19 protein-coding genes and 1 tRNA gene are annotated in these 23415 nt (G+C 70.2%); 6 read left to right on the forward strand and 14 right to left on the reverse strand.

What is annotated here, in order from left to right; translation table 11 throughout:
* Nucleotides 1-7: 7 nt before the first annotated feature.
* From efeB to ACFVQG_RS10650, 6 genes are all read right to left on the reverse strand, one after another.
* Nucleotides 8-1294: an iron uptake transporter deferrochelatase/peroxidase subunit gene (gene efeB / locus ACFVQG_RS10625; RefSeq protein WP_383379247.1), complete on the reverse strand. Its 1287-nt coding sequence runs from the start codon at nucleotides 1292-1294 to the stop codon at nucleotides 8-10.
* Between the two features lie 8 nt (nucleotides 1295-1302).
* On the reverse strand, nucleotides 1303-3285 hold the full coding sequence (locus ACFVQG_RS10630; RefSeq protein WP_383379250.1) for a copper resistance CopC/CopD family protein: 1983 nt from the start codon (nucleotides 3283-3285) through the stop codon (nucleotides 1303-1305).
* A gap of 13 nt (nucleotides 3286-3298) precedes the next feature.
* Nucleotides 3299-3757 carry a copper chaperone PCu(A)C gene (locus ACFVQG_RS10635; protein WP_383379253.1) on the reverse strand — a complete coding sequence of 153 codons (459 nt, stop codon included), beginning with the start codon at nucleotides 3755-3757 and terminating at the stop codon, nucleotides 3299-3301.
* Nucleotides 3754-4410 carry an SCO family protein gene (locus ACFVQG_RS10640; protein WP_383379256.1) on the reverse strand — a complete coding sequence of 219 codons (657 nt, stop codon included), beginning with the start codon at nucleotides 4408-4410 and terminating at the stop codon, nucleotides 3754-3756. The genes ACFVQG_RS10635 and ACFVQG_RS10640 overlap by 4 nt, the downstream gene beginning before the upstream one ends.
* A 107-nt stretch (nucleotides 4411-4517) precedes the next feature.
* A complete protein-coding gene (locus ACFVQG_RS10645) occupies nucleotides 4518-5300 on the reverse strand; it encodes a YcnI family protein (RefSeq protein WP_383379777.1) in 783 nt (260 codons plus the stop codon).
* A 233-nt stretch (nucleotides 5301-5533) separates the two neighbouring features.
* Entirely contained in the window at nucleotides 5534-6388 is an 855-nt protein-coding gene (locus tag ACFVQG_RS10650) for a hypothetical protein (RefSeq protein ID WP_383379259.1), read from the reverse strand.
* A 252-nt stretch (nucleotides 6389-6640) separates the two neighbouring features.
* Here ACFVQG_RS10650 and ACFVQG_RS10655 point away from each other — a divergent pair, with 252 nt between their 5' ends.
* Nucleotides 6641-7111 (forward strand): ATP-binding protein, encoded by a 471-nt coding sequence (locus ACFVQG_RS10655; RefSeq protein WP_383379262.1) that lies wholly within the window; start codon nucleotides 6641-6643, stop codon nucleotides 7109-7111.
* A 92-nt stretch (nucleotides 7112-7203) separates the two neighbouring features.
* Here the strand turns inward: ACFVQG_RS10655 and ACFVQG_RS10660 are convergent, their stop codons facing one another.
* Together ACFVQG_RS10660 and ACFVQG_RS10665 are read right to left on the reverse strand one after the other, a co-directional pair.
* Complete coding sequence (locus ACFVQG_RS10660) at nucleotides 7204-8679, reverse strand: aminopeptidase P family protein (RefSeq protein ID WP_383379265.1); 1476 nt, start codon at nucleotides 8677-8679, stop codon at nucleotides 7204-7206.
* A gap of 240 nt (nucleotides 8680-8919) precedes the next feature.
* The gene (locus tag ACFVQG_RS10665) at nucleotides 8920-10434 is read right to left on the reverse strand and encodes a PP2C family protein-serine/threonine phosphatase (RefSeq protein ID WP_383379268.1); all 1515 of its coding nucleotides are present in this window, start codon (nucleotides 10432-10434) and stop codon (nucleotides 8920-8922) included.
* Between the two features lie 525 nt (nucleotides 10435-10959).
* On the opposite strand from ACFVQG_RS10665, the gene ACFVQG_RS10670 reads away from it, so the two are divergent.
* Nucleotides 10960-11634, forward strand: a complete 675-nt coding sequence (locus ACFVQG_RS10670; RefSeq protein WP_383379271.1) for a bifunctional DNA primase/polymerase — start codon at nucleotides 10960-10962, stop codon at nucleotides 11632-11634.
* Nucleotides 11635-11690: 56 nt separating this feature from the next.
* Nucleotides 11691-12419 (forward strand): hypothetical protein, encoded by a 729-nt coding sequence (locus tag ACFVQG_RS10675; protein WP_383379276.1) that lies wholly within the window; start codon nucleotides 11691-11693, stop codon nucleotides 12417-12419.
* A gap of 265 nt (nucleotides 12420-12684) precedes the next feature.
* On the opposite strand, the gene ACFVQG_RS10680 is transcribed toward ACFVQG_RS10675, so the two are convergent.
* The 3 genes from ACFVQG_RS10680 to ACFVQG_RS10690 all read right to left on the reverse strand — a co-directional run bounded on the left by ACFVQG_RS10680 (nucleotide 12685) and on the right by ACFVQG_RS10690 (nucleotide 15547).
* Nucleotides 12685-13650, reverse strand: coding sequence for a DUF5926 family protein (locus tag ACFVQG_RS10680; RefSeq protein WP_383379279.1), 966 nt, complete (start codon nucleotides 13648-13650; stop codon nucleotides 12685-12687).
* 315 nt (nucleotides 13651-13965) lie between these two features.
* Entirely contained in the window at nucleotides 13966-14604 is a 639-nt protein-coding gene (locus tag ACFVQG_RS10685) for an ATP-binding protein (protein WP_383379282.1), read from the reverse strand.
* A 115-nt stretch (nucleotides 14605-14719) separates the two neighbouring features.
* Nucleotides 14720-15547, reverse strand: a complete 828-nt coding sequence (locus tag ACFVQG_RS10690; RefSeq protein WP_383379285.1) for a glycerophosphodiester phosphodiesterase — start codon at nucleotides 15545-15547, stop codon at nucleotides 14720-14722.
* Between the two features lie 299 nt (nucleotides 15548-15846).
* On the opposite strand from ACFVQG_RS10690, the gene ACFVQG_RS10695 reads away from it, so the two are divergent.
* A complete protein-coding gene (locus tag ACFVQG_RS10695) occupies nucleotides 15847-17271 on the forward strand; it encodes a S1C family serine protease (RefSeq protein ID WP_383379288.1) in 1425 nt (474 codons plus the stop codon).
* Between the two features lie 47 nt (nucleotides 17272-17318).
* Here ACFVQG_RS10695 and ACFVQG_RS10700 read toward each other — a convergent pair whose 3' ends face one another.
* Complete coding sequence (locus tag ACFVQG_RS10700) at nucleotides 17319-19373, reverse strand: PA14 domain-containing protein (protein WP_383379291.1); 2055 nt, start codon at nucleotides 19371-19373, stop codon at nucleotides 17319-17321.
* 199 nt (nucleotides 19374-19572) lie between these two features.
* On the opposite strand from ACFVQG_RS10700, the gene ACFVQG_RS10705 reads away from it, so the two are divergent.
* Together ACFVQG_RS10705 and ACFVQG_RS10710 are read left to right on the forward strand one after the other, a co-directional pair.
* Nucleotides 19573-19657, forward strand: a tRNA-Ser gene (locus ACFVQG_RS10705).
* Between the two features lie 313 nt (nucleotides 19658-19970).
* Nucleotides 19971-21209: a DNA cytosine methyltransferase gene (locus tag ACFVQG_RS10710; protein ID WP_383379294.1), complete on the forward strand. Its 1239-nt coding sequence runs from the start codon at nucleotides 19971-19973 to the stop codon at nucleotides 21207-21209.
* Here the strand turns inward: ACFVQG_RS10710 and ACFVQG_RS10715 are convergent.
* Nucleotides 21167-21865: a hypothetical protein gene (locus ACFVQG_RS10715; RefSeq protein WP_383379301.1), complete on the reverse strand. Its 699-nt coding sequence runs from the start codon at nucleotides 21863-21865 to the stop codon at nucleotides 21167-21169. The genes ACFVQG_RS10710 and ACFVQG_RS10715 overlap by 43 nt on opposite strands.
* A 173-nt stretch (nucleotides 21866-22038) precedes the next feature.
* Complete coding sequence (locus tag ACFVQG_RS10720) at nucleotides 22039-23400, reverse strand: tyrosine-type recombinase/integrase (RefSeq protein WP_383379305.1); 1362 nt, start codon at nucleotides 23398-23400, stop codon at nucleotides 22039-22041.
* Between the last annotated feature and the right edge of the window lie 15 nt (nucleotides 23401-23415).

Consider the following 23415-nt stretch of genomic DNA (forward strand, 5'->3'; position numbering starts at 1 on the left):
CCGGTGCTCACCCCTCCAGCAACGCCTGCCCCACGTACTCGCCCTCGGCCGCCCCACCCGGCACCGCGAACAGCCCGCTGGCCTCGTGCCGGATGAACGGCGACAGCGCGTCCCCCCGGTCGAGCTTGCGCTGCACCGGCACGAAACCGCGCAGCGGATCGGCCTGCCAGCAGACGAACAGCAGCCCGGCGTCGGGCACCCCGTCCGCGTCGATGCCGTCATGGAAGGAGAACGGCCGCCGCAGCATCGCCGCACCGCCGTTCTGGTCGGGCCGCGTGATCCGCGCGTGCGCGTTGATCGGCACCACCAGGCCGCCCTCGGCGTCGGTCTTCTCCAGGTCCATCTCGGTGGTCTCACCGCCCCCGGACAGTGGCGCCCCATCGGCCTTGCGGCGCCCGATGACGTCCTCCTGCGCCGTGACCGACAGCTTCTCCCAGTCGTCGAGGAGCATGCGGATACGGCGTACGACGGCATAGGAGCCGTTCGCCATCCACGCGGGCTCCCCGCTGCCGGGGACGAAGATCCGCTGATCGAAGTCGGGCTCGCTCGGCTTCGGATTGCGCGTGCCGTCGACCTGGCCCATCAGATTGCGTGCCGTCATCGGGTGCGCCGTGGCCCCCGGCGACCGGTTGAAGCCGTTCATCTGCCAGCGGACCCGGGCCGCGCTGCCCGCGTCCTTCTGCAGGGCGCGCAGCGCGTGAAAGGCCACCAGGGCGTCGTCCGCGCCGATCTGCACCCACAGGTCGCCGTCGCCGCGCGCCTTGTCGAGCTGGTCGGACGAGAAGTCGGGCAGCGGATCGAGGGCGACCGGCCGCTGCTTCTCCAGACCGGTCCGCGCGAAGAAGCTGTGCCCGAACCCGAAGGTGACGGTGAGCGACGACGGCCCGGCGTCGGTGGCCACATCCGTGTCGTCCTGCGCCGCCGGTTCGCCCGCCATCAGCCGCCGGGCCGTCTCCGACCAGCGGCGCAGCAGCGCGGCGGCCTCCTTGCGGCCCGCACCGGGCGCCAGATCGAAGGCGACGAGATGGCCGCGGGCCTGCGTCGGGGAGGTGATGCCGGGCTGATGTTTCCCGTGAAACATCGCCTGCCCGGCACCCAGCGAGGTCAGCGGGGTGGCCTCGGCGGGCCGCGCGGCATACCCCGCGGCCCCGCCCGCCGCACCGAGCACCAGCCCGCTGGCACCCGCCGTACCGAGGAGCCGCCGCCGGGAGATGTCCCGCCCGGTACTGCCGCTGTCCGAAGGGGCCCTCTGGTCCAGGGGGACCCGGGCCTCCGGAATGGACTGGTCAGCCATGTCGATGTTCAGCCGATCTGCGCGTTCTTGGAGACGGTCACCTGGTCGATGTCGGAGGTCCGCACGGTCACGGCGACCTCCCAGTCGCCCGCCATCGGAATCTGCACTCCGCTCGCCGACCAGTGTCCGGTGGTGATGTGGTCCGGGACGACGGGCAGCGGCCCGAGGTCCTTGGACTCCAGGGTGAAGGCGACCTTCACCTCGGGGATGTCGAAGGCGCGGCCGTTGGGCCGCTCCACATAGACGTGCATGTCGTTGCCGCCGACCCGCGCGGGGTCGATGTCGAGGCGTACGACGCCCTTGCCGTCCGCCCCGCCCGTGTCGAAGGGGATCTCCAGGGTCAGCGCCCCGGTGTCGGAGTCCGGAGCGGAGGCGGCCGAGGTGGCGGCCTTGGCCTCCTCCACCGTGCGCCCGGGCTCGGCGGCCGTCAGCACGGTGGTCACGGCCAGCAGGACGACCGCGACACTCGCCTCGGCCAGCACCGAGCGGCGCAGCCCGGAGCGGAGCGGATCGGCGTCCCGCAGCCGCTTGCGCCGCGCGGCGTCCACGGCGGCCCGCTGCCGGGCGAGCTGAGCGGCGCGCCGCTCGTCACCATCGGAAGCGGCGCCCTTGGCGCCCTGGTCGGAGTGGCTCTCGTCCGCCCGGCCCTCGGACACGGCGGCGACCGGCTCCGGCTCCCGCACGACGTCCACCCCAGGGGTGACCGTCGTCTCCCCCAACCGCCTGGTCCACCGCCGAGAGATCCACGCCACCCCCACCAGCAGTGTCACCAGCCCCAGCTTCACCAGCAGCCACTGCCCGTACCGCGTCCCGGTGAGGGCCGACCAGTAACCGACCTGCCGCCAGGCCTGATAGGTACCGGTCGCCACCAGCGTCAGCACGCTGTAGAAGGCGACGTTCGAGAAGCGCCGTACGGCCGACGCGTCGACGGGAGTGTCCGCGGGCGCCCGGAACAGGGAGACCAGCAGGGTGCTCAGCCCGCCGAGCCAGGCGGCGACGGCCAGCAGGTGCACGATGTCGACGGGCATCGCGATCCCCGGCTGGAGCCCGCTGGAGGCGTGCTCGGCCATGGCCCAGCTCGCGGCCAGCCCGGCGGCGACGACCGTCCCGCCGACGGCGAGCCCGAAGGTGAGGTCCCGCTTCTCCTCGTCCTCCCTCGCATCGGGCTGTCGGCGCGCAGCGCCGTCGTTCAGGGTGGTGGGGGACGACGGGCGGGCGTACGCCCCGAACAGCACGGCGATGAACAGCGCCGCCGCCGCGAGGAGCAGCAGCCGCGAGACCAGCGCGGCGCCGGTCTTGGTCTGCAGGACCTCGCCGAGCAGGTCCAGATCGAAGATGTCGCCGACCTCGCCGGACCGGGTGTACGAGCCGCGCAGCAGCAACAGCGACAGGGTCGCCGCGGTCAGCGCGACCCACCCGGAGACGACGAGCCGCTGCACGGCCCGCACCCCCGAACCGCGCGGCCAGCAGGCCACCACGAAGGCGGCACCGCCCGCGAGCACGATGAACCCGGCATACGACACATAGCGCCCGAACCCGTACAGCCAGCCGACGACCCCGCCGCCCGCCGTCGCCCCGGACACCGACACGGAGGTCGCGGAGGGGGCGCCGATGGAGAAGGTGAAGGCGCCGGAGACGGGATGGCTGTCGGCGGAGACCACCTGGTAGGCGACGGTGTACGTCCCGTCGGGCAGCCCCGGGAGCAGCCGCACGGAGTACGTCGTCCCGCCGATGCCGCCCGCCTCGCCGCTGTCGGCCCGCTCACCCTTGGGGCCGAGGACGCGCAGCGAGTCGTCGGACAGGGAGACCGGTTCGGAGAAGGTGAGCGCGATCTGGGCCGGAGCCTTCTCGACCACCGACCCCTGCCGGGGATCGCTGCCGGTCAGCGCGGCATGCGCGGAGGCCGGTGCGGCGCTGGCGAACAGCACGCCGACGACGGCCAGGAGCAGCAGCACCAGGGGCCGGACGCGCGGGGCGACGGTCGCTGTCAAGGTGGTCCCTCCCTCAGTTCCCCGAAGCGGGGCGGTACGTCATCGACTTGACCGGCATCTCGACGGTGACGGCGTCGGCCTGGGCGAAGTGCAGCACCAGCGACACCGTCTCGCCTTCCTTCGGCTTGCGCTTGAGTCGCTCGAACATCAGATGGTTTCCGCCGCTCTCCAGTACGAGCTTCCCGTGTGCGGGCACATCCAGCCCATCCACCTCACGCATCGACTGACCCTCGGTCTCGTGGACGGTGACCTCGCCCGCGATGTCGCTGGTGACGGACTCGAGGGTGTCGTCGGTGCCGCCGTCGTTGGAGACGGTCAGGAAACCGGCCGCCATGTCGGAGACCGGCTGCGGCATGTAGGCGCCGCCGACGGACAGCCCGGCGCCCGCCTCGCCGGAGCCGCAGCCCGCGAGGGTGAGCGCCAGCGCCCCGGCGGTGAGGACGGCGACCGCCCCGCCCCGCGGTCGGCTCACGGGTTCTGTCCCTTGATGAGCCTGGGCAGGTCGGCGGTGTAGTCGTCGACGGTGGCGTCCTCGCCGTAGAGCACGTACCCGGCGTCCGTCTTCGGCGAGAAGGCGATGACCTGGGTGCCGTGCATGGAGACGACCTTGCCGTCCTTGTCCTTCTCCGGCGGGTCGATGGTGATGCCGACGGTACGGGCACCGGCCTGGATGGTGTCGAAGTCACCGGTCAGCCCGACGACCTGCGAGTCGATGCCCTTGAGCCACTTGCCGAGGGCCTCCGGGGTGTCCCGCTCCGGGTCGGTCGTGACGAACACGATCCGCAGCTCGTCCTGCTCCGCCTTGGACAGCTGCTTCTTGGCCACGGCGATGTTGCTCATGGTCAGCGGGCAGACGTCAGGGCAGTTGGTGTACCCGAAGTAGATCAGCGTCGGCTTGCCCGCGGTCTCCTTGCGGAGGTCGTACGCGTCGCCGTTGGTGTCGGTCAGCACGAGGTCCGGCTTCTCGAACGGCTTGTCGAGCACGGTGGCGGCCTTCTCGGTGCCGGACTCCTCCGACACCACGGAGACCGGCGAGCCGCCGTCGTCGTCACCGCTGCCGCAGGCGGACAGGGTCAGGGAGGCGGCAGCGAGGAGCGCGGCCGCGGCGAACGTCTTCTTGCGCATAGAAAAATGTCCCAGATGTGATGGCTCCGGCACGCGCCGGGGTCGTACGAGGGGCACGGACCGGCCCCGCGCACGCCCCCGGCGCGCACCGCTGATCAGGTCGGCCGTCAGGCCTCGCTGCCGCGCCGACGGCCCGCGAGCACGCCGTACGCGACGCCCGCCGCACCGACGACGATCCCGGCGATGCCGAGGACGCGCGCGGTGGTGTCGGTGCTGTCGGAGTCACCGGAGTCGGCGGTGGAGTTGGCGGAGGTGGCCGACGCGTCGTCGGAGGCGCCCTCGGCGTCCCCGGCCTTGTCCTCGGTCTTGTCCTCGGCCTCGTCCTCGGACCCGGAGGCCCCGTGGTGGTCGTCCTCGGCGGCGGACAGTTCGAGCACCGGAGCCGGGTGCTCCGGCTCCTCCGCGCCCTCCTGCGGCACCTCGATCCAGCGGACGACCTCGTCGTTGTCGTACGTCTGGACGGCCTTGAAGACCAGTTCGTCGGCGTCCTCGGGCAGGGCGCCCACGGAGACCGGGAACTTCTGGAAGAAGCCGGGCTCGACGCCCTTGCCGGTGGCGGTCCAGGTGATCTTCGAGACGGCCTCGGTGACCTTGTTGCCGTGCACCTCGAGCGGCTTGTCCAGCGTGGACTTGGTGACCTTGGCCTCCCAGCCCGGAACCGGCGCGGGCATCGCGGAGGACAGCGGGTGGTCGGCCGGGAGGGTGACCTCCAGCTTGATGGTCGAGGCGTTGTCGCGCTCGTTGGGGACCTTGAAGTTCACGGTCGCGTACCCGCCCTTGGCGGCCGTGCCCTCCGGCTGCACGCTGACGTGCGCGAGGGCGGGCGAGGACAGGACGACGACGGCCGAGGCGGCGACGGCACCGACGGCGGCGATACGGGATGCCTTCATGGCGATCATGAGGATGAGCACTCCACTTCGAGACTTTGAGGACTCGGGACTTCGAGGACTCGGGACTCCGAGCCTTCGAGACTTCGAGGACTCGGGTTTCCGAGCCTTCGGGACTTCGAGCCTTCGGGACTTCGGCTGAGATTCCGGCGAGGAGAGGAGTACGCGCGCGTGCCACACGACGCGCGTACTCCCGCCCGGACCCTCAGGAAGGGAGTGCGGGTGGTCGCGTGGTGTCAGGCGGCGAGCGTGAACGCGGCGACGGGCGGCCCCCGCCGGATCACCGAGTGCTCAAGCGCGGTGGTACGGGGCTCAGGTGGCGCGTCCGAGGCGGCGCACGGGACGCGCGGTCCCGTCGACGGGACGGTGGGCAGCCCGGCGTACAGGGCGCGCGCCAGCGCCAGCGCCCCACGCAGGGAGCGGATGAGCACGCCCTGCGCCGACAGTTCGACGAGGCGCCGCAGGGCGAGGTCCCCGTGGCGCAGCAGCCATCCGGCGGCGATCGCGGCGAGGACGTGCCCCAGCAGCATCGGCAGGGACGGCAGCAGTGAGGCGAACGAGTCCGAGGCGGTGGAGAGCGCGTCCGCCGGATGATGACTGGCCCCGGCGCCCGAGGACCCCGAGGCGGCCGGAGCGACCCGCGCCTCGACCAGGATCCGGTGGGCCTGCGTAGGGCTCAGCGCCGCCGCGGTCGTCCCGCACACCAGCCGCGCGGCCTGCTCGACCAGCGAGGCGTCGCCGAGAGGGGCCGCCCCCGACGTCGTACCGGACGTCGTACCGGACGTCGTACCGGAGGCCGCCCGCGCGGCACCGGCGTGCTGCCCGAGCCCGAACAGCGTGTGCAGCACGATCTGCCCCACCGCGAGCAGCCCCGCGATCCCCGGCAGGGAACGCTCCCGCCCGGCCAGCGGCGCCGCCACGACGAGCGCCCCCAGGAACCCGGCGACCAGCGTCCACCACGGCAGCGACACACAGGAGGCGATCGCGTGAGAGGCCCCGGACAGCACGACACAGACCGCGGCGAACACCGCGGCCCGCAGGAGCCGGACCTCGCGTCCGGAGTGCGCCGTGCGCGCGTGGGGGGCAGTCATGGCCGGGTCATCATCGCACTGGCCCCACCGCCGCCACATGGCAGGTCCACAAGATGCCGTACGAACCGGAAGATCACCGTCTGGTGTGGCTGGTGACCGTGGGCCCGAGTGGTCCCCCCTGCCCCCACATACACCGCTTCCCACCCTCGCCACATCGCCCATATGGGCGGCATCACGTCAAATCCACGCTTACGCGGGAGCCGCCGCGGCAATACGTAACGGTATGTCGAGCCGCGGCCAGGAGGCTGGAGCATGAGCATCTGGTGGTCACTCCATCTGCGCCGCGACGCCGCGAGCGTGCCGCTGGCCCGCCGCCTCCTCCTCGGCACGATGGAGACCGCGGGCGTCGACCCCGACATCTCCTACGACCTCTCCGTGGCCCTCACCGAGGCCTGCGCCAACGCCGTCGAGCACGGCGGCGACGGCACGCCGGGCGGCCCGTCGGAGGCGTACCGCGTCACCGCGTACCTGGACGGCGAGAAGTGCCGTATCGAGGTGGCCGACGCGGGGCCGGGGTTCGCCCCGGTCGCCGGACGCCAGCCGTTCCGGCTCCCCGCGCGCCCCGACGCCGAACACGGCCGGGGCCTCTGTCTGATCAGGGAACTCGCCGACCACGTCCACATCGGCCTGGGCCCGGGCCGGGGCGGCACGGTGGTGAGCTTCGACAAGATCCTCAAGTGGCGCGAGAACGCCCCAATCGCCCCGCTGGTGACGGCTTCCTGACGGCTTGTTGACGGCTTCCTGACGGCAGGGAAAGGGCCGGGTGCCATGACTTGCTCACCCGGCCCTCACCGCCGTACCCGAAGACCGTTGGCTCAGCCCTTCAGGGCCGCCATCCACGCCTCGACCTCGTCGGAGCGGCGCGGCAGTCCGGCCGACAGGTTCCGGTTGCCGTCCTCCGTGACGAGGATGTCGTCCTCGATGCGGACGCCGATGCCGCGGTACTCCTCCGGCACGGTCAGGTCGTCGGCCTGGAAGTACAGACCGGGCTCGACCGTCAGGCACATGCCGGGCTCCAGCACCCCGTCGACGTACGTCTCGGTGCGGGCGGCGGCGCAGTCGTGGACGTCCATGCCGAGCATGTGTCCGGTGCCGTGCAGGGTCCAGCGGCGCTGGAGGCCCAGCTCCAGGACGCGCTCGACCGGTCCCTCGACCAGACCCCACTCGACGAGCTTCTCGGCGAGCACGCGCTGCGAGGCGTCGTGGAAGTCGCGGTACTTGGCGCCCGGCTTGACGGCCGCGATACCGGCCTCCTGGGCCTCGTACACGGCGTCGTAGATCTTCTTCTGGACCTCGCTGTAGCGGCCGTTGATCGGCAGCGTGCGCGTGACGTCGGCGGTGTAGTACGTGTGCGTCTCCACGCCCGCGTCGAGCAGCAGCAGGTCGCCGGAGCGGACCGGGCCGTCGTTGCGGACCCAGTGGAGGGTGCAGGCGTGCGGACCGGCGGCGCAGATGGAGCCGTAGCCGACGTCGTTGCCCTCGACGCGCGCGCGGAGGAAGAAGGTGCCCTCGATGTAGCGCTCGCTGGTGGCCTCGGCCTTGTCGAGGACCTTCACGACGTCCTCGAAGCCGCGCACGGTGGAGTCGACGGCCTTCTGGAGTTCGCCGATCTCGAACTCGTCCTTGACCAGGCGCGCCTCGGAGAGGAAGACCCGCAGCTCCTCGTCGCGTTCGGCGGTGACCTTGTCGGTCAGCGCGGCCTCGATCCCGGCGTCGTACCCGCGCAGGACGCGCACCGGGCCGGTGGCCTCGCGCAGCTTGTCGGCCAGCTGGCGCACGTCGGAGGCGGGGATGCCGTACAGCTTCTCGGCCTCGGTGAGGGAGTGGCGGCGGCCGACCCACAGCTCGCCCTGGCCGTCGAGCCAGAACTCGCCGTTCTCGCGGTCGGAGCGCGGCAGGAGGTAGATCGTCGCGTCGTGGCCGTCGGCCTTCGGCTCCATGACGAGGACGCCGTCCTCGGTCTGGTTGCCGGTGAGGTAGGCGTACTCGACGGAGGCGCGGAAGGGGTACTCCGTGTCGTTCGAGCGGGTCTTCAGGTTGCCCGCGGGGATCACCAGACGGTCACCGGGGAAGCGCGCGGAGAGCGCGGCGCGCCGGGCGGCGGTCTCGGCGGCCTGGGCGACCGGCTCCAGGCCGTGCAGCTCGGTGTCGGCCCAGCCGGACTTCATGCTCTCGGCCAGCTCGTCCGACACGCCCGGGTACAGGCCGTTCTTGCGCTGCTTGATGGGCTCCTCGGACTCGGTTTCCGAGGTCTCCGGGGTCACCGGGTTCCGCTCGTCCGCCACGGTCATCCTCCTAGATACGGCACTGGACCCCGTCCATCGTACGTTCGCACGTCCGCACGGAAGGGGGCCCAGGGCCGTAGGACCTGTTACCGGCTCACCGGCCGGGGAGACGGCCCGGCGAGCTGTCACCGGCTCATCGGCCGGGGAGACGGCCCGGCGATCTGATGTTCGACCGGGCGCACCGGCCGCACCGGCCGCACCGGGCGCACCGGCGGCACCGGCCGCACCCTCCGCCACCCGGCGCCGCTACTCGAACCGCACCGCCAGCAGCACCACGTCCTCCGCGCTGTCCGCCGTGTCCAGCCCGTCCGGCAGGACCGTGCGCAGGACGTGGTCGGCGACCGCCTCGGGGTCGCGGCGGGTCGCGCGGGGGAGGGCGGCCGCCGCGGCGTGGAGGCGGGCGAAGGCGCGGTCGACGGGCTCGCCGGTGCGCTGCAGGAGGCCGTCGGTGTAGAGCAGAACCGTCTCTCCTGGTGCCGCCTGGACTTCCACGCTGGGCGCCTCCCAGCAGGCGAGCATGCCGAGCGGCGCGGAGACGGAGGTCTCCACGTACGCGGTGCGCCGCTCCCCGATCAGCAGCGGCGGGCTGTGTCCGGCCCCCGCCAGGGTGATCCGCTGCAGCGCGGGCTCGCAGTAGGCGAACAGCGCGGTGGCCGGGCGGGCGGGCTCGGTCAGCCGCAACAGCAGCTCCAGGTCGGACAGGACGGCGACCGGGTCCTCGCCCTCCATCACGGCGTACGCGCGCAGGGAGGCCCGCAGCCGCCCCGCCGCCGCGACCGCGCTGGGCCCCGTCCCGGTGACGGACCCGACGGTGAGACCGAGCGCCGCGTCCGGCAGCGGCAGCGCGTCGTACCAGTCGCCGCCCCCGCGCGGGCTGGTGCGGTGCCGCACGGCCAGCTCGACGCCGGAGACCCGCGGCAGTCGGGACGGCAGCAGTTCCTCGGCCATCGTCGCCATGCACGCGCGCGTGCGCTCGACCTCGAGCAGCCGCGCGAGGTGCTCGGTGGCGTAGCGGGTGTACAGCCCGACCAGGTGGCGCTGGCGTTCGACCGGCTCGGCGGGCTCGTCGTACAGCCAGACGACGGCGCCCAGTCGTCCGGCCGTCTCGGTGGACAGCGGGCGCGTGTAGCTCGCGGCGAAGCCGAGGCGCGCGGCCACGTCGCGGTGGCGCGGATGCAGCCCCTGCTCGGCGAAGAGGTCGGCGCGGACGACCTCGGCGACGCCGCCCGGCAGTCCGGCCCGGGTGTCGAGCAGCGTGCCGTGCGGCAGGGCCGCGCGCGGGACGGTTTCCAGATGGCCGAGATCGGACCGCGTGAGCCCCAGGCCGACGGTGGTGGCGGGGCCGAGACCGTCGCCCGGTTCCAGGACGACGAGGCCGCGGCGGGCGCCCACGAGGGCGGCTCCGGCGCGCAGCAGCTCCGTCAGGGCGTCGGGGAGTGTGGTCGTCAGGACGAGGCGTTCGGTGAGTTCGTGCAGCGTGGTGAGGTCGGAGACCCAGCCCGCGAGGCGGTCCTGGAGGAGGGCGCCGGGGTCGGTGAGGACCGCGGGGGCGTCCGGGGCGGCGGGTGCGGGCGCGACAGTGTGTGCGGGTGCGGGAACCGTTGAATCGATTCCGGCCACTTTCGGAGGGTGCGGGGCGTTCATGGTGTACGGCTTTCCGACCGGTGCGTATTGCTCAAAAGCATCGCAAACCCCCATGTCAATCTGCGCCGCTGGCAGTGTCTCCACATGTACACGCACTCGTGAGGGGATGTCCAGCATTGTCCTGCTGGGATTGCTGGTGTCAATGGGCCCAGTGGGGTTGAAGGGGGTCTTCTCGCGGTCTTCGCTCGACTCCTTGCGAAAAAGCAAAATTGGCTTAAAACTGACTCGGGCAACGGCTTATTGAGGTCGACTGGCCTTGCTCGACGGAGCGTCACAGCGGTCGTGATGGGTACGTACTCGGTGAAGGCCAGGGGTGGTTGGGAACCACCCGGGAACCTGGCGACGGACCCGGGCGTCCTATCCACCGACGACCGTGCCCCATCCTCCCGTGGCGGAGGCGGAGAGAAATACGCGGGACGGCAAAACGCCAGACTTCGCCACCCCCACGCCACGCCCATGCTTTTGATAGACGCAGTATGGACGCAACGGCCGCGGACGCAGCCGACGCTCGGCCCAGAGGGGTTCCCCGTGCCCAACGCCGGGGTGTGATGCGCCAACAGGTACGCACAGTGAAGTGATCGACACATGGTGTGATGTGGACCACGGTGTTGCCAGGCGTGCAACGGAAAGGAACGAGCGCTCATGCGCGAGATCCTCGGAAGGCTCGGAAGGCGACGCAGGCTCCTGTCCCGGCGTGACGACAGGGGGCCTGAGCTGCTCAGCGCGGCCGTGACCTTCGCGACGGAGTGGCAGTGGCCCGTACTCCCGGGCGTGGCGGCCGACCCTCAGGGCCGGGCCCGCTGCGGCTGCCCCGACCCGGAGTGCACGGTGCCCGGCGCCCATCCCTTCGATCCCGGCCTGCTCGCGGCCACCACCGACGAACGCATGGTGCGCTGGTGGTGGAGCAACCGGCCCACGGCCCCGATCATCCTCGCCACCGGGGGCACCGCCCCCTGTGCCGTCAGCCTCCCCGCCGCCGCGGCGGCCCGCGCCCTCACCGCGCTGGACCGCTCCGGTATGCGGCTCGGCCCGGTCGTCGCCTCGCCCACCCGCTGGGCGGTGCTCGTCAGGCCGTACACCATGGAGCAGTTGGGCGAGCTGCTCTACGCCAAGGACTTCGTGCCCGGCTCCCTGCGCTTCCACGGCGAGGGCGGCTACATCGCGCTGCCGCCCTCCGAGACCGGCCAGGGCGCCATCCGCTGGGAGCGCGCGCCGCTGCCCGGCTCCGCCTCGCCGTGGGTGCCCGATGTGGAGGCGGTGGTGGACGCCGTGGTCGAGGCGCTCACTCGTACGGGTGTGAGCGCGCCCGAGATCTAGGGGTGTCCGGCGCGCGGGCGACCGGGCGCCCCCGCCGCCTCGTTATCTTCCAGCCCATGAACGTCCGTCTGCTCGCCCTCGCGGCCGTCGTCGCCTGCGTGGTGGCACTGCCCCTGGCCATGGCGTCCGCGGGACCGGTGGGCGACCGGGGGCATCCGGCCGCGCGGCCGGGCCATGTCACCGTCCGGCCGGACCACACGGTGGTACGGCCGTATGAAGCCGAGGCCCAAGTCGCGGGTGGCGGCGGCGCCGAACGCGGTGCTGGCGGCGGCGCCGAACGCGGTGCTGGCGCTGACGCCGAACGCGGTGCTGACGCCGACGCCGACGCCGACGCCAAGGGCGCCGGGTCTGCGGACCCCGCGGACCCCGCGGACCCCGCCACCTCCCCGCTGACCCTCGGCCTCGGTCTGGCCACCGCCGCCCGCTGCGGGCCGGAACTCACCTCCCCCGAGGGCATCGAGGCGCAGACCTGTGTCCTGATGCAGGGCGAGGACGCCTGGGGGCGGACCTACTACCGCAACGCGACCGGCGGCGCCCTGGACGCCGTACTGACCCTCATGGGCCCGGACGGCCGTACGGTGCAGATGCGCTGCGGGGTGGGGGCCGAGGACGGACCCGGCACCTGTGACACGCCCCCGGACCGGGGACCGGGCCAACCCGGCGACTACTCGGCCGTGGCGGAGTTCGCGGCGCGTGACGGACGGGGGCCGCTGTTGCTGCGTTCCGGAAGCAATTCCACCAACTCCGAACACCTCGTCAACTCCACTGCCTCTACGGGGAGTTGACACGTGGCAGCATTCTGTGAGCGCGGCCCGGCATGGAAAGACCCGGTTGCTGGCGACGGGGGATGCACCAGCAACCGGGCTACTGGAACGGTAACAAGAGATCGGCAGTTAGCAAATTCGATCTCGGTTTTTGCTCGGCTATTTGGACACCGACTGGCTTGTCACTGAGGCAAGTTGCCAAGGGAGTCAGTCATTCCGGACGGTTTTCGTCACCGCCGGTCCGGCTGACCGGTCGGTCAGCCGGACGTCGTGCCTCCGCTGTGCGTCAGCTGAGCGTGACCTGCCGGTTGGTCAGGCCGCCGCGCGCGCGGCGCTCCTCCGCGGTGAGCGGGGCGTCCGTGGCGAGGGCGGTGGCGAGCCGCTCGGCGAACTCGGCGGCGGGCTTCTCGACGTCGTCCGCGGTGACACCGCTCGGCAGGTCCCAGACCGGCACGGTCAGGCCGTGCGCCCGGAAGGAGCCCACCAGGCGGGTGCCCTCACCGAGGCTGGAGCGACCCGCCGCGTGCAGCCGCGCGAGGGCGTCCAGAAGTCGCTCCTCGGCGTGCGGCATGACCCAGCGCAGGTGGTTCTTGTCCGGGGTCTCGCACCAGTAGGCGGCGTCCACGCCCTGGAGCCGGACGGTCGGGATGGCCGCGGCGTTGGCCCGCTCCAGCGAGGCGGCCACATCCGGAGTGGCGTTCTCCGGATCCGGCACCCAGAACTCGAAGCCCGGGTGCACAACTGGCTCGAACGCGCCTTCCGGGTCGAGCAGGTCCTGGAGCCGCGGACCGTCGGCGGGGGCGCGTCGGCCCTGGACCGGAGTGCCGGGTTCGGCCTCCAGCGCGCGCCGGAGCGTGTCGGCCAGGTCGCGGCTGATGTCACCCGACGCCGTGTCGTTCTGCAGGCCCAGCAGGACCGAGCCGTCGTCGCGGCGCAGGGCGGGCCAGGCCATCGGCAGGACGGTGGCGAGCGTGACCGACGGGACGCCCTCGGGGAGGCCGTCCTTGAGGGTGAGCGCGACGGTGGCGGCCGGTACCAGTTCGCGCAGGGCGACCCAGTCGCACTCGCCCGGCAGCCCTTCGAACGGGCGCTGCACCAGCTCGGTCTCGGCCTGCGCGGCGGCCCGGCCGTGACAGGCCTTGTAACGCCGTCCACTGCCACACGGGCAGGGCTCACGGGCGCCGACAACCGGGATCTCTCCATCCGTGAGCTGCGGGCGCTTGGCCTTCGTCTGGGGTCGCTTCTTGGCCATGGTGGGTGTCTCCCGGAAACGGCTCGTCTCGTACGGCGGGAGCCTAGCCGTTCGCGCCATGGGGGGCGGGACACTGTGGATGACGGTGGGCGTCGGTGGACGGCGGCCCGCGTCGGTCCGAGGGCTCGCAATGAGCCCGCCGACAGGGTCGGCCCGGCAGCCGAGGCCGTCGGACCAGCCCAAGCCGCCGGACGGGCAGCCCAGGCCCCCGGACGGGCAGCCCAGCCCCCTGGACCGGCAACCGAGGCTCCCGGACCGGTAACCGAGGCCCCCGGACCAGCAACCGAGGCCGTTGGCTCAGCTCAACCCAACGCATCAGTCCAGATCGTCGAACGCGTCCGCGAAGTCCAGATCCGGCATGGCCGATATCGGCGGCGCGGTGATACGCGTGGCGAAGTCGTCCCGGCGTCGCCCGGCGTCGGGATCGTGTACGTCCTCGTGGACGATGACCCAGACCGTGACCTCGCCGCGGGCGTCGTCCCGTACGCCCCAGTCGTCGGCGAGTGCCGTGATGATGTTCAGCCCCCGGCCGCCGTGCGCGGTGACCGACGGGGTCGCCGGGGCCGGACGGGTCGGGCCGCCGCCGTCCGTGACCTCGACGACGAGCCGTCCGCTCGGGTCGACACGCCACGCGGCGCGGACGTCACCGTCGCCGGAGAGGGCGCCACCCAGGGGCCGCCCGTGCTTGCAGGCGTTGCTCAGCAGTTCGGAAAGGATCAGTACGGCGTCGTCGATGACCGATTCCGCCACACCACCGTTCCGCAGCTGAGCCCGCATCCGATGTCTTGCTTCCCCCACGCCCGCAGGGCCATGGGGTACGGCCATGCTCGACGACGTGGGCACCTCCTGTGCCACCACCAACGCCACCCCCGAGACCTCCTTCGCCCCACGCCACGGAGTGGATGCCCCATTGGCCTGTACCGGAAACCGGCCAATCCCCTTCCGGTGACGCATTCGCAACGATCGAATACGGAACGAACGCGCCGGAGCACTCCTCGTAATGGACATCGTCATGGACACACGTCGACGGGTGTTCGCTCCGTATACACGGGCCGGGCGCCGGACGGGTTCAGCGGCCGAGGCGGCGCAGCACCTCGCGCGGGCGGTTGGTGATGATGGCGTCGATGCCCAGGTCAGCGCAGAGATCGACGTCCTCGGGCTCGTTCACCGTCCAGACGTGCACCTGGTGCCCGGCGCGCTTCAGCCGCTCCACGTACACCGGGTGGTTGCGCACCAGCCGGATCGAGGGGCCCGCGATCCCGACGCCGTCCGGCAGACGGCCGTCGCGCAGCCGCGGTGTGACGAATTGCATGAGGTAGACCGTCGGCAGCGTCGGCGACGCGGCCCGCACCCGGTACAGGGAACGCGCCGAGAAGCTCATCACGCGCACCGGCGACTCGGCGGCCGAGGGCGGCGCGTCCAGTCCGAACCGCTTCAGGAGCAGCAGCAGCCGCTCCTCGACCTGACCGGCCCACCGCGTGGGGTGCTTGGTCTCGATGGCCAGCTCCACCGGACGCCCGGCGTCGGCGACGAGTTCGAGCAGCCGTTCCAGGGTGAGGACGGAGGTCTCGGCCGGGTCCTCCGGGCGGTGCTCCCAGTCGGGCTCCTCGTCCCGGCCACGCCAGGCGTCGCGGTTCTTCCAGGAGCCGAAGTCCAGGGCGGCCAGGTCCGCGAGTTCCAGGGCGGAGACGGCTCCGCGGCCGTTGGACGTACGGTTGACGCGGCGGTCGTGGACGCAGACGAGATGGCCGTCCGCGGTCAGCCGTACATCGCACTCCAGGACGTCGGCGCCGTCCTCGATGGCCTTCTTGTAGGCGGCGAGGGTGTGCTCGGGGGCCTCTTCGGAGGCGCCGCGGTGGGCGACGACTTGAATCCGGTGCTGCCGTGCGTGGGTCACCGCGTCATGGTGCCACCGGCACGGGGTAGGCGTCGGGGCGGGTGGTCGGCGGAGGCGTTGGCGCGGGCCTCTGAGGTTGGCCACCGACGTCGGCCACCGACGTCGGCCGCTGACGTTGCAGTTGACGTTGCAGCTGACCGAATACCCTGCAGATGCACATTCTTGCTCGAAAATGTCTTATATAAAGGATGGCCGTGAACCCACAGGGACCGCTTACGGTGCCCTGATGGCCTGTGGGAAAAGCTGACGGCATACAAGAACACACATGGCCACCTAGCCGTGGATCGAGGAGAAAAGCTGTGAGCACCGAGAACGAGGGCACTGAGGTACCCCCGGCCCCGTCTGCACCCCCCGTGCCGGTGGACACTCCCGCAGCCTCCCCGCAGGCAGGCTCCGCCCCCGACGCCAACTGGCCGCCGCCCCCCGCGCCCTACCCCGCGGCGGCGCCCCAGCAGGCGGACGACGCGACGCAGCCGGCGATGGACGGCACCCAGCCCGCGATAGGCGCGATGGGCGAGACCCAGCCGACGACCGGTACCGATGCCACCCAGCCGGTCTGGGGCGCGCCCTACCAACAGCCCCCGGCCCCCGCCGCACCGAAGCCGCCCCGCAGCGGGCGCGGCGGACTGATGGCCGCGGTCCTGGTGGCCGCGCTGGTCGCGGGCGGCCTGGGCGGCGGACTCGGCTACACCCTCGCCCAGAACGACGACGACACCAGCTCGACGACGGTCTCCGCCCCCGACAGCGGCGGCGACTTCAAGCGCGACCCGGGCACCATCGCGGCCGTCACCGCCAAGGCGCTGCCCAGCACGGTCACCATCGAGGCGGAGAGCAGCAACGGCGAGGGCGGCACCGGCACCGGCTTCGTCTTCGACACCGAGGGCCACATCGTCACCAACAACCACGTGGTGGCGGACGCCGTCGACGGCGGCAAGGTCTCGGCCACCTTCCCGGACGGCAAGAAGTACGACGCCGAGGTGGTCGGCAACGCCCAGGGCTACGACGTGGCGGTCATCAAGCTGGAGAACGCCCCGTCGAACCTGAAGCCGCTGACGCTGGGCGACTCGGACAAGGTGGCGGTCGGCGACTCGACGATCGCGATCGGCGCCCCGTTCGGCCTCTCCAACACGGTCACCACGGGCATCATCAGCGCCAAGAACCGCCCGGTCGCCTCCAGCGACGGCTCCGGCAGCCAGGCGTCGTACATGAGCGCCCTCCAGACCGACGCCTCCATCAACCCCGGCAACTCCGGCGGCCCGCTGCTGGACGCCAAGGGCAACGTGATCGGCATCAACTCCGCGATCCAGTCCAGCGGCAACGGCGGCTTCGGCACCGGCCAGTCCGGCTCCATCGGCCTGGGCTTCGCGATCCCGATCAACCAGGCCGAGTACGTCGCCCAGGAACTGATCGAGACCGGCAAGCCGGTGTACGCCCGGATCGGCGCCTCGGTCTCCCTGGAGGACACCACGGACGGCGCGAAGATCACCGACACGGGCGCGGGAGGCTCCGAGCCGGTGGAGCCGGGTGGCCCCGCCGACCGGGCGGGCCTGAAGCCCGGCGACGTGATCACCAAGCTGGACGACCGGGTCATCGACTCCGGCCCGACCCTGATCGGCGAGATCTGGACCCACAAGCCGGGCGACAAGGTCACGCTCACCTATGAGCGCAACGGCAAGACGAACACCGTGGAGGTCACTCTGGACTCGCGCGTGGGCGACAGCTGACGACACTGATTCGGGGGCCCGGGGCGGGCCCCCGATGCGTGTGTCACTCAGCTGGTGACGGCGGCGACCTCGGACGCCCCCGACTCGGTGCCGTCGGCGTACCGCACCGTGACGCGGTAGTACACGGTCGTACCGGACGGCTGGGCGAGGTCCCACCAGGAGCGGCTGTCCGCGGGCTCGGTGCCGACCAGGTCGAACACCCCGGTCTGCGGGTTCCAGCGCCGGACGGCGAAGCCGGAAACGGCACTTCCGTTCTCGTTGCGGTCGCTGGACAGGGCCCAGTGGAGGTCCCGGTGCGGCCCGGCACTCAGATAGGTGAGCGGAGCGCCGGTCGCGGGCGGCGCGCTCGGCCGCAGATCCAGCTCGACGACATCGACGACGCTCGCGCCGGTCTCGACGCTGAGCTGGTTGCCGTACTGGTCGACCGCGATGACGCCGTAGCGCACCCGCTCGCCGTCGGCGGGCACGGAGTCGTGGAAGGACGTCTCGGTGATCCGCCACGGCTTGAAGTCCGCGGGATGCGGCACGGGCGCGTAGCTCCACTCCCCGTCCCCGTCGGGAGTACCGCGCAACACGAGGTAGTGGTCGAGCCCGGCCCCGCTCGCGTCCCAGGCCAGCGAGACACCGTTCTCCTCGGCCACCGCCGCAAGCCCGCTGACCGCTGCGGGAGCGGTGGTGTTCCCCACGACATCTACGGCGACCTCGGCGGACGGCTGCCCTCCGTTCCCCTCGTGGTCGACGGCGATCACGGAGTAGTAGTACGTCACACCGGGCGGCGGCGCGGCATCGGTGAAGGACGTCCCCCACACGCGCTGGCCGACGAGACTCCCCGTGACCCCTCCGACACGCGGCTTGGTCGACCGGTAGACGGCGTACCCCGCGAAGTCGTCGCTGCTGACGGTGGAGGCGTCCCAGGCGAGGGTGACCCCGGCCTCGCTCTCCTCGGCCCGCAGACCGTGGGCGGTGTTCACCGGCCCGGTGAGGTCGTCGCTGTAGTACATCGCCGCCCCGGAGGCCACCGACTCGTTGCCGTGGGTGTCGACGGCGGTGACGACGTAGTAGTACACGTCACCGGTCTGCGGCAGCGGCGATTGGTGGTAGCTGCTCGTCAGCCGCTCGCCGGTCAGCCGGTTCCCCTCGCTGAGGGCGACCGGCGAGGAGGTGGAGCGGTACACGTGGTACCCGGCGAGGTCGGGTTCGGTGTTGCCGTCCCAGTAGAGGGTGACCTTCTCCGGGCTGCCCATGGCCCAGTTGTCCTCGACGCCCTTGGGGGCGGCGGGGGCGGTGCGGTCGACGGTGGTGACGGGCAGATCGGCGGTACCGGCGGAGACGTTCCCGGCCCGGTCGTAGGCGCGGACCTCGTAGTAGTACACGTTCCCGTCCTTTGGGACGGTGGTGTCGGTGTACGAGGTGGAGGTGGTCGTCGCGAGCGGCTGCGCGGGGTACGACGTGCCCTTGAGCCGCCGGTACACCTTGTACCCGGCGAGGTCCATCTCCTTGTTCTTCGCCCAGCTGACCTTGGTGGCCGCGGTGGTGGTGCTGTAGCTGACGCTCGTCCCCGTCGGGGTGAGGGGCTTGACCTTGTCCACGGTCGCCGAGGTGCGGGGGGTGTAGTCGAACTTGACGTTGGCGGCGCCGGTCCAGTTGACGAAGTCGACACGGAGGCTGTGCTTGCCCGGCGGGATGGTCACGTTGACCGTCGTTGACACGGTCGTAGCGACGTTCTTCCACAGATCGACCTTGCGGACGCCGTCGACGTACACCCGGATGCCGTCACGGGAGGAGGCGGTGAACTTGAACGGCCCCCCGGAACCGAAGTCCCGCGTCATGGCCCACCGCACCCCGAAGTAGTTGGCGGGCATCCCCTTGTACCCGGGCGCCCCCGTCCCCCAGTCCTGGTCGATCACCGAGTCACAGTCGGTGCCCTTGGGGGTCCCGGAGAAGGTGGTGTTCGCATAGAACGTCCGCTTGAACACGGGCGATACGCAGGTCACGGCGGCGGACGCGGGTCCGGCGGCGGCGAGCAGGCCGCCCGCGGTGGCTAGCACGACGGTGGCGGCGGTCGCGACGGTGGCCGCCGCGGTGCGTCTGGGTCGGTTCATGGATTCCTGTCGGTGCTGATCGGCGACGGCGTCCGGTTGCCACCGTCGCCGATCAGGACTCGCCAGCATGCCGACAGGTTGTACGCCCACCTCGACCATTCCGCTTCCCCCCTCCCATCCCACCCCCCGAATCCACCCGCCACGCCCCCGCCCTCGCCCGGTACTCTGTACCCGCCCCGCCCCTGGTGGGCCGGGCGCGGGTGGGTTGCCCGAGCGGCCTAAGGGAACGGTCTTGAAAACCGTCGTGGCGCGAGTCACCGTGGGTTCAAATCCCACACCCACCGCATCCGCAGGTCAGAGACTTGCAGGTCAGAAGGGGTGCCACTCTCCGGAGCGGCACCCCTTCGGCAGGATCGTGTCTCACCTTGCTCCGGCCGTGTCCCACTGCTGACCAGCGCGTGCGGCCAACCTGCGGCCAAGAATTATGGCGCCTCGACCCCGTCGGCTAGGGCGGCGTAGGTGAGGTGCACTGAGCGATCGTCAAGTTACGAGTGCCTTCCCTGCTCTTACTGGTCAGGGGGCCCTCATCGGTTGCGGAAGCACCTCATCGAGGCTATACAGCTGACAAATGCTCCGAAACCTCGTAGGATCTCCTGTATGCCTGAACGTCCAATCCAGCAGCCTCATCTCTCGGACAGCATCGACGTCGTAGACGAAGCGCTTAGCGAGGTGGTCCCCAGCAGGATTCCCTCAACTTCCCCCTTCCATCAGCCTCGGCAACTGACCGAAGCTGAGCGAGAGCGTTTCAGGAAGATGTCTCGTGATTCGCGGGAGGCTCGGCGTTCGGCACTGGCAGGTGAGGGCCCGGCACCTTTGCACGAGATCAATCGCCCGAACTTGAATCCAATTGACCTAATGCCGCAACGGCAGGCGGAGGGTAAAACGTCCCTGTCCTTGTTCAGTGGCGGTGGTGGTTTGGATCTCGGGGTGGAGCGTGCAGGTTTCGAACACAAAGCATCGTTCGAAATTATGCAAGAAGCGGGTGACACCCTACGGAAAGCGCGAAGCGAGTGGGACGTTTACAGCGGGGCGGACGGCGACGTTCGCGATGTGGACTTTAAGCGTTGGCGCGGAGATATTGATCTCTTGCACGGAGGTCCTCCCTGCCAGCCCTTCTCTAATGCGGGTCGACAGCGTGGCCACCTTGATGAGCGTGACATGTGGCCGCAATTCGTGCGAGCAGTCAAGGAGATCCGTCCAACCGCATTTATAGGTGAGAATGTTCCGGCTCTGGCTAGTCCGAAGTTCTCCCAATATGTATCCGAAAGTATTATCGAGCCGCTTTCGGGGAGTTACCACATTCAGCGAGTGATCCTGCAAGCCAGTGACTTCGGCGTGCCGCAAGTTCGAAAGCGAGTATTTTTTGTCGGTTTTCGTTTGAAGCGGATGGCGAATGCGTGGGTCCAGCCTCAACCCACGCACTACTGGGGAGAGCAGAACCTTACTGGTGTCGAGAAGCGATGCATGGGCTTGCGGGAAGCACTAGGGCTGCCTGACCTGGGCTTCGACGACTTGTCGCCTACTATCCGGAGCAGCCTCACAGGGCCGCGTCACACCACCTCAATTCTCAACAGCGTTGCCGCACAACGGAAGTTTGACAGCTTGCAAGTTTGGCCCAACGGTGTAGCTGCTGATCGCCCATCCGCCCGGGCGTTCGTCGCCAAGAACGGCCACTTCCGGCTCTCGGTGCCCGATGTGGCGCTTATCCAAGGGTTCCCAGAAGATTGGCCGTTCGTTGGCGCGACCTACATGGCGCTAGGTCAGATCGGTAACGCCGTACCTCCGCCCTTGGCCTATGCGGTGGCCTCATCCGTAATGGATGTGCTGGAGAAGTAAGTGCGTACCAGCTCCCGAAGAGTGGCCGCTGGTTCAGAGGAAATCTTCGGGAGCTTCTCAACATAACTCATGGGGATATGAGGATTGTTGAGAGTGGCGCCACGGGCCATGACGTAGCGACAGCGTGCCCTCATTATGTCGACCATACGAATCAGGGAGTATCCGGCGCCATCGGAGCCGGATACGTCCATTTCAGCGGCGTATCTTTCTGCGGTCCATTGGCTTTTCATAATCCACTTGGCCTCTTGGCGAGTGTAGAATTTTTTCTCGCCCAGCAGCTCGATCACTGCTGCTTCGTTGATGCCGGATGTGGCGTGCTCAATCAGTGAGAGATCCGGGCGGACATACTCGCTCTTACTGGAAATCCACTCCACCATGGCGTCCGGGGAGGCATAATATGCGTGGAGGAGTTTCTCCCCTTTCGTGTCGTATACGCCGAAAAGCCAATGAATGTTCACCCACTTGGCGAAATGGCCCGGACCCAGGTCTCGGACGGTCGAAATGCCTTTACCGGTAGTCGATTTGAGTTCGAATGGCACCTTTTTTCCATCGATCACCAGATATGCGTCGATGTCGGACCTTTTGCGATCTCCCGGCACCTCCAGATTGAATCGATCGACCATTTGGATTTCGCGCTTATCGTCTTGCACGGCCATGTGCTGCATAATGGCATAAATTTCGGAAGCCTTGCGAGCAATCCGACCAAGTGGGCGGCCCGCTATGGCTTGCTGGCAGCACTGCATTGGCCAAAGGCATGAGGGCGGGTTGGAGGGGCGAGACGCGGCGCCCCCCCAACCCGTGGACTTGTGACCAGCCCGGGCCCTGCGGCTTACCCCTCGTGCTCGGCCAGCCCTTTTTCGATCAGGGCGTTCATCCTCTCCTCTTCCCCGTCCAGCACCTTGGCGTAGTAGCGCTGGAGTACCGCGACGCTCTGCCCGGCGCGACGGGCCGTCTCGGCAAGGCTGACCCCGGAACGGAGCCAGAAGGAGACGCAGGCGTGCCGTAGGTCGTACGGTATGGCCGCGAGCGGAGAGGCGACCTGCGCGGGAGTGAGCGCCTTACGCCGGGCTTCCTTCCACACGGCGCCGTACTCCTGCGACCGGACCGGCCCACCGCGGACCGCGCTGAACAGCCGACCGTCAGCCGTCGTCCCGAACGCCTTCAGGTGCTCGCGCAGGATGGCGACCAGTACCGGCGGGATGGGCACCGGCCGCACCGCCCGGCGGGCCCGGTGCTTCAGTTGCCGTTCTTCGTACGGCTTGCCGTCGTCGGTCCACGCGGAACCCACCTGCGGCCGTGCCCCGGCGAGCATGAGCCGACCCCACCCCTTGTCGGGTAGGTCGCACTGGTCGGCGCTGAGCATGGAGACCTCTTCGGGCCGCATCGCGGCGTAGTAGATGCATGCGAAGAAGGCGACCAGGTGGTGACCCCGTTCCCCTTGCGCCCGTACTGCGTCCAGCAGCGCTCCCGCTTGGGCGGGCGTGGCGACGCTGCGCACGTCCAGTTCCTCGACGGCTTTGGGCGTCTCCCAATGGACCCGAAGGAGGGGGTTGCCCGGCAGTAGCTCATGTTCCACGGCCAGGCGCAGGCAGTTGCTCAGCACCGCGCGGCGGCGCCGGAAGGTGTTGGCGGCGGCAGGCTTTCCGTCTTGGCGCTTGGCCAGCTGCTCCAGGACGATTCGGATGCGCTTGGCGCTGTCCAGGTCGACCACGGCGGGCGAATGCCGCTCCACCCACGCGAGCGCCCTCGCTTCCTCTTCCGGCGGCTCCTGATCGTGGCGGCCCGCGTTGAATCCCCACTGGTAGAGGGCCCGCCGTAAAAGGGCGGTCGCTGGACGTCCTTTGCCGCTCGGACAGAGCGCCATCGTGGCGATGGTCAGGCTTTCTGCGATGCTCGCGCGGTGCTTGGCGGCGGCGGTCGGCCACTTCCGGGCGGCGTGCGTACGGGCGTGGGCGTACCAGGTCGTGCGGTTGCGCTCACGTACTTCCGAGACGGGGAGTCCGGTCTCCGTGTCGAACGGTTCGCCCTTGCGGGTCGCGGTGAGCAACTCTGCCCGGCGGGCGTCAGCGAGGGTCTTGGTGGCGAACCTCTCCTGGTATTCCTCCCCGCCCACCAGCCACCTCAGTTGGAAGGGTGCGGCTTTGCTCGCGCGCTTACGAACGCTCCAGATGCGCACGTCGTAGCTGTGCATTGCTCTCCTCAACAG

The organism is Streptomyces sp. NPDC057877 (assembly GCF_042796855.1).
Classification (GTDB): Bacteria; Actinomycetota; Actinomycetes; order Streptomycetales; family Streptomycetaceae; genus Streptomyces.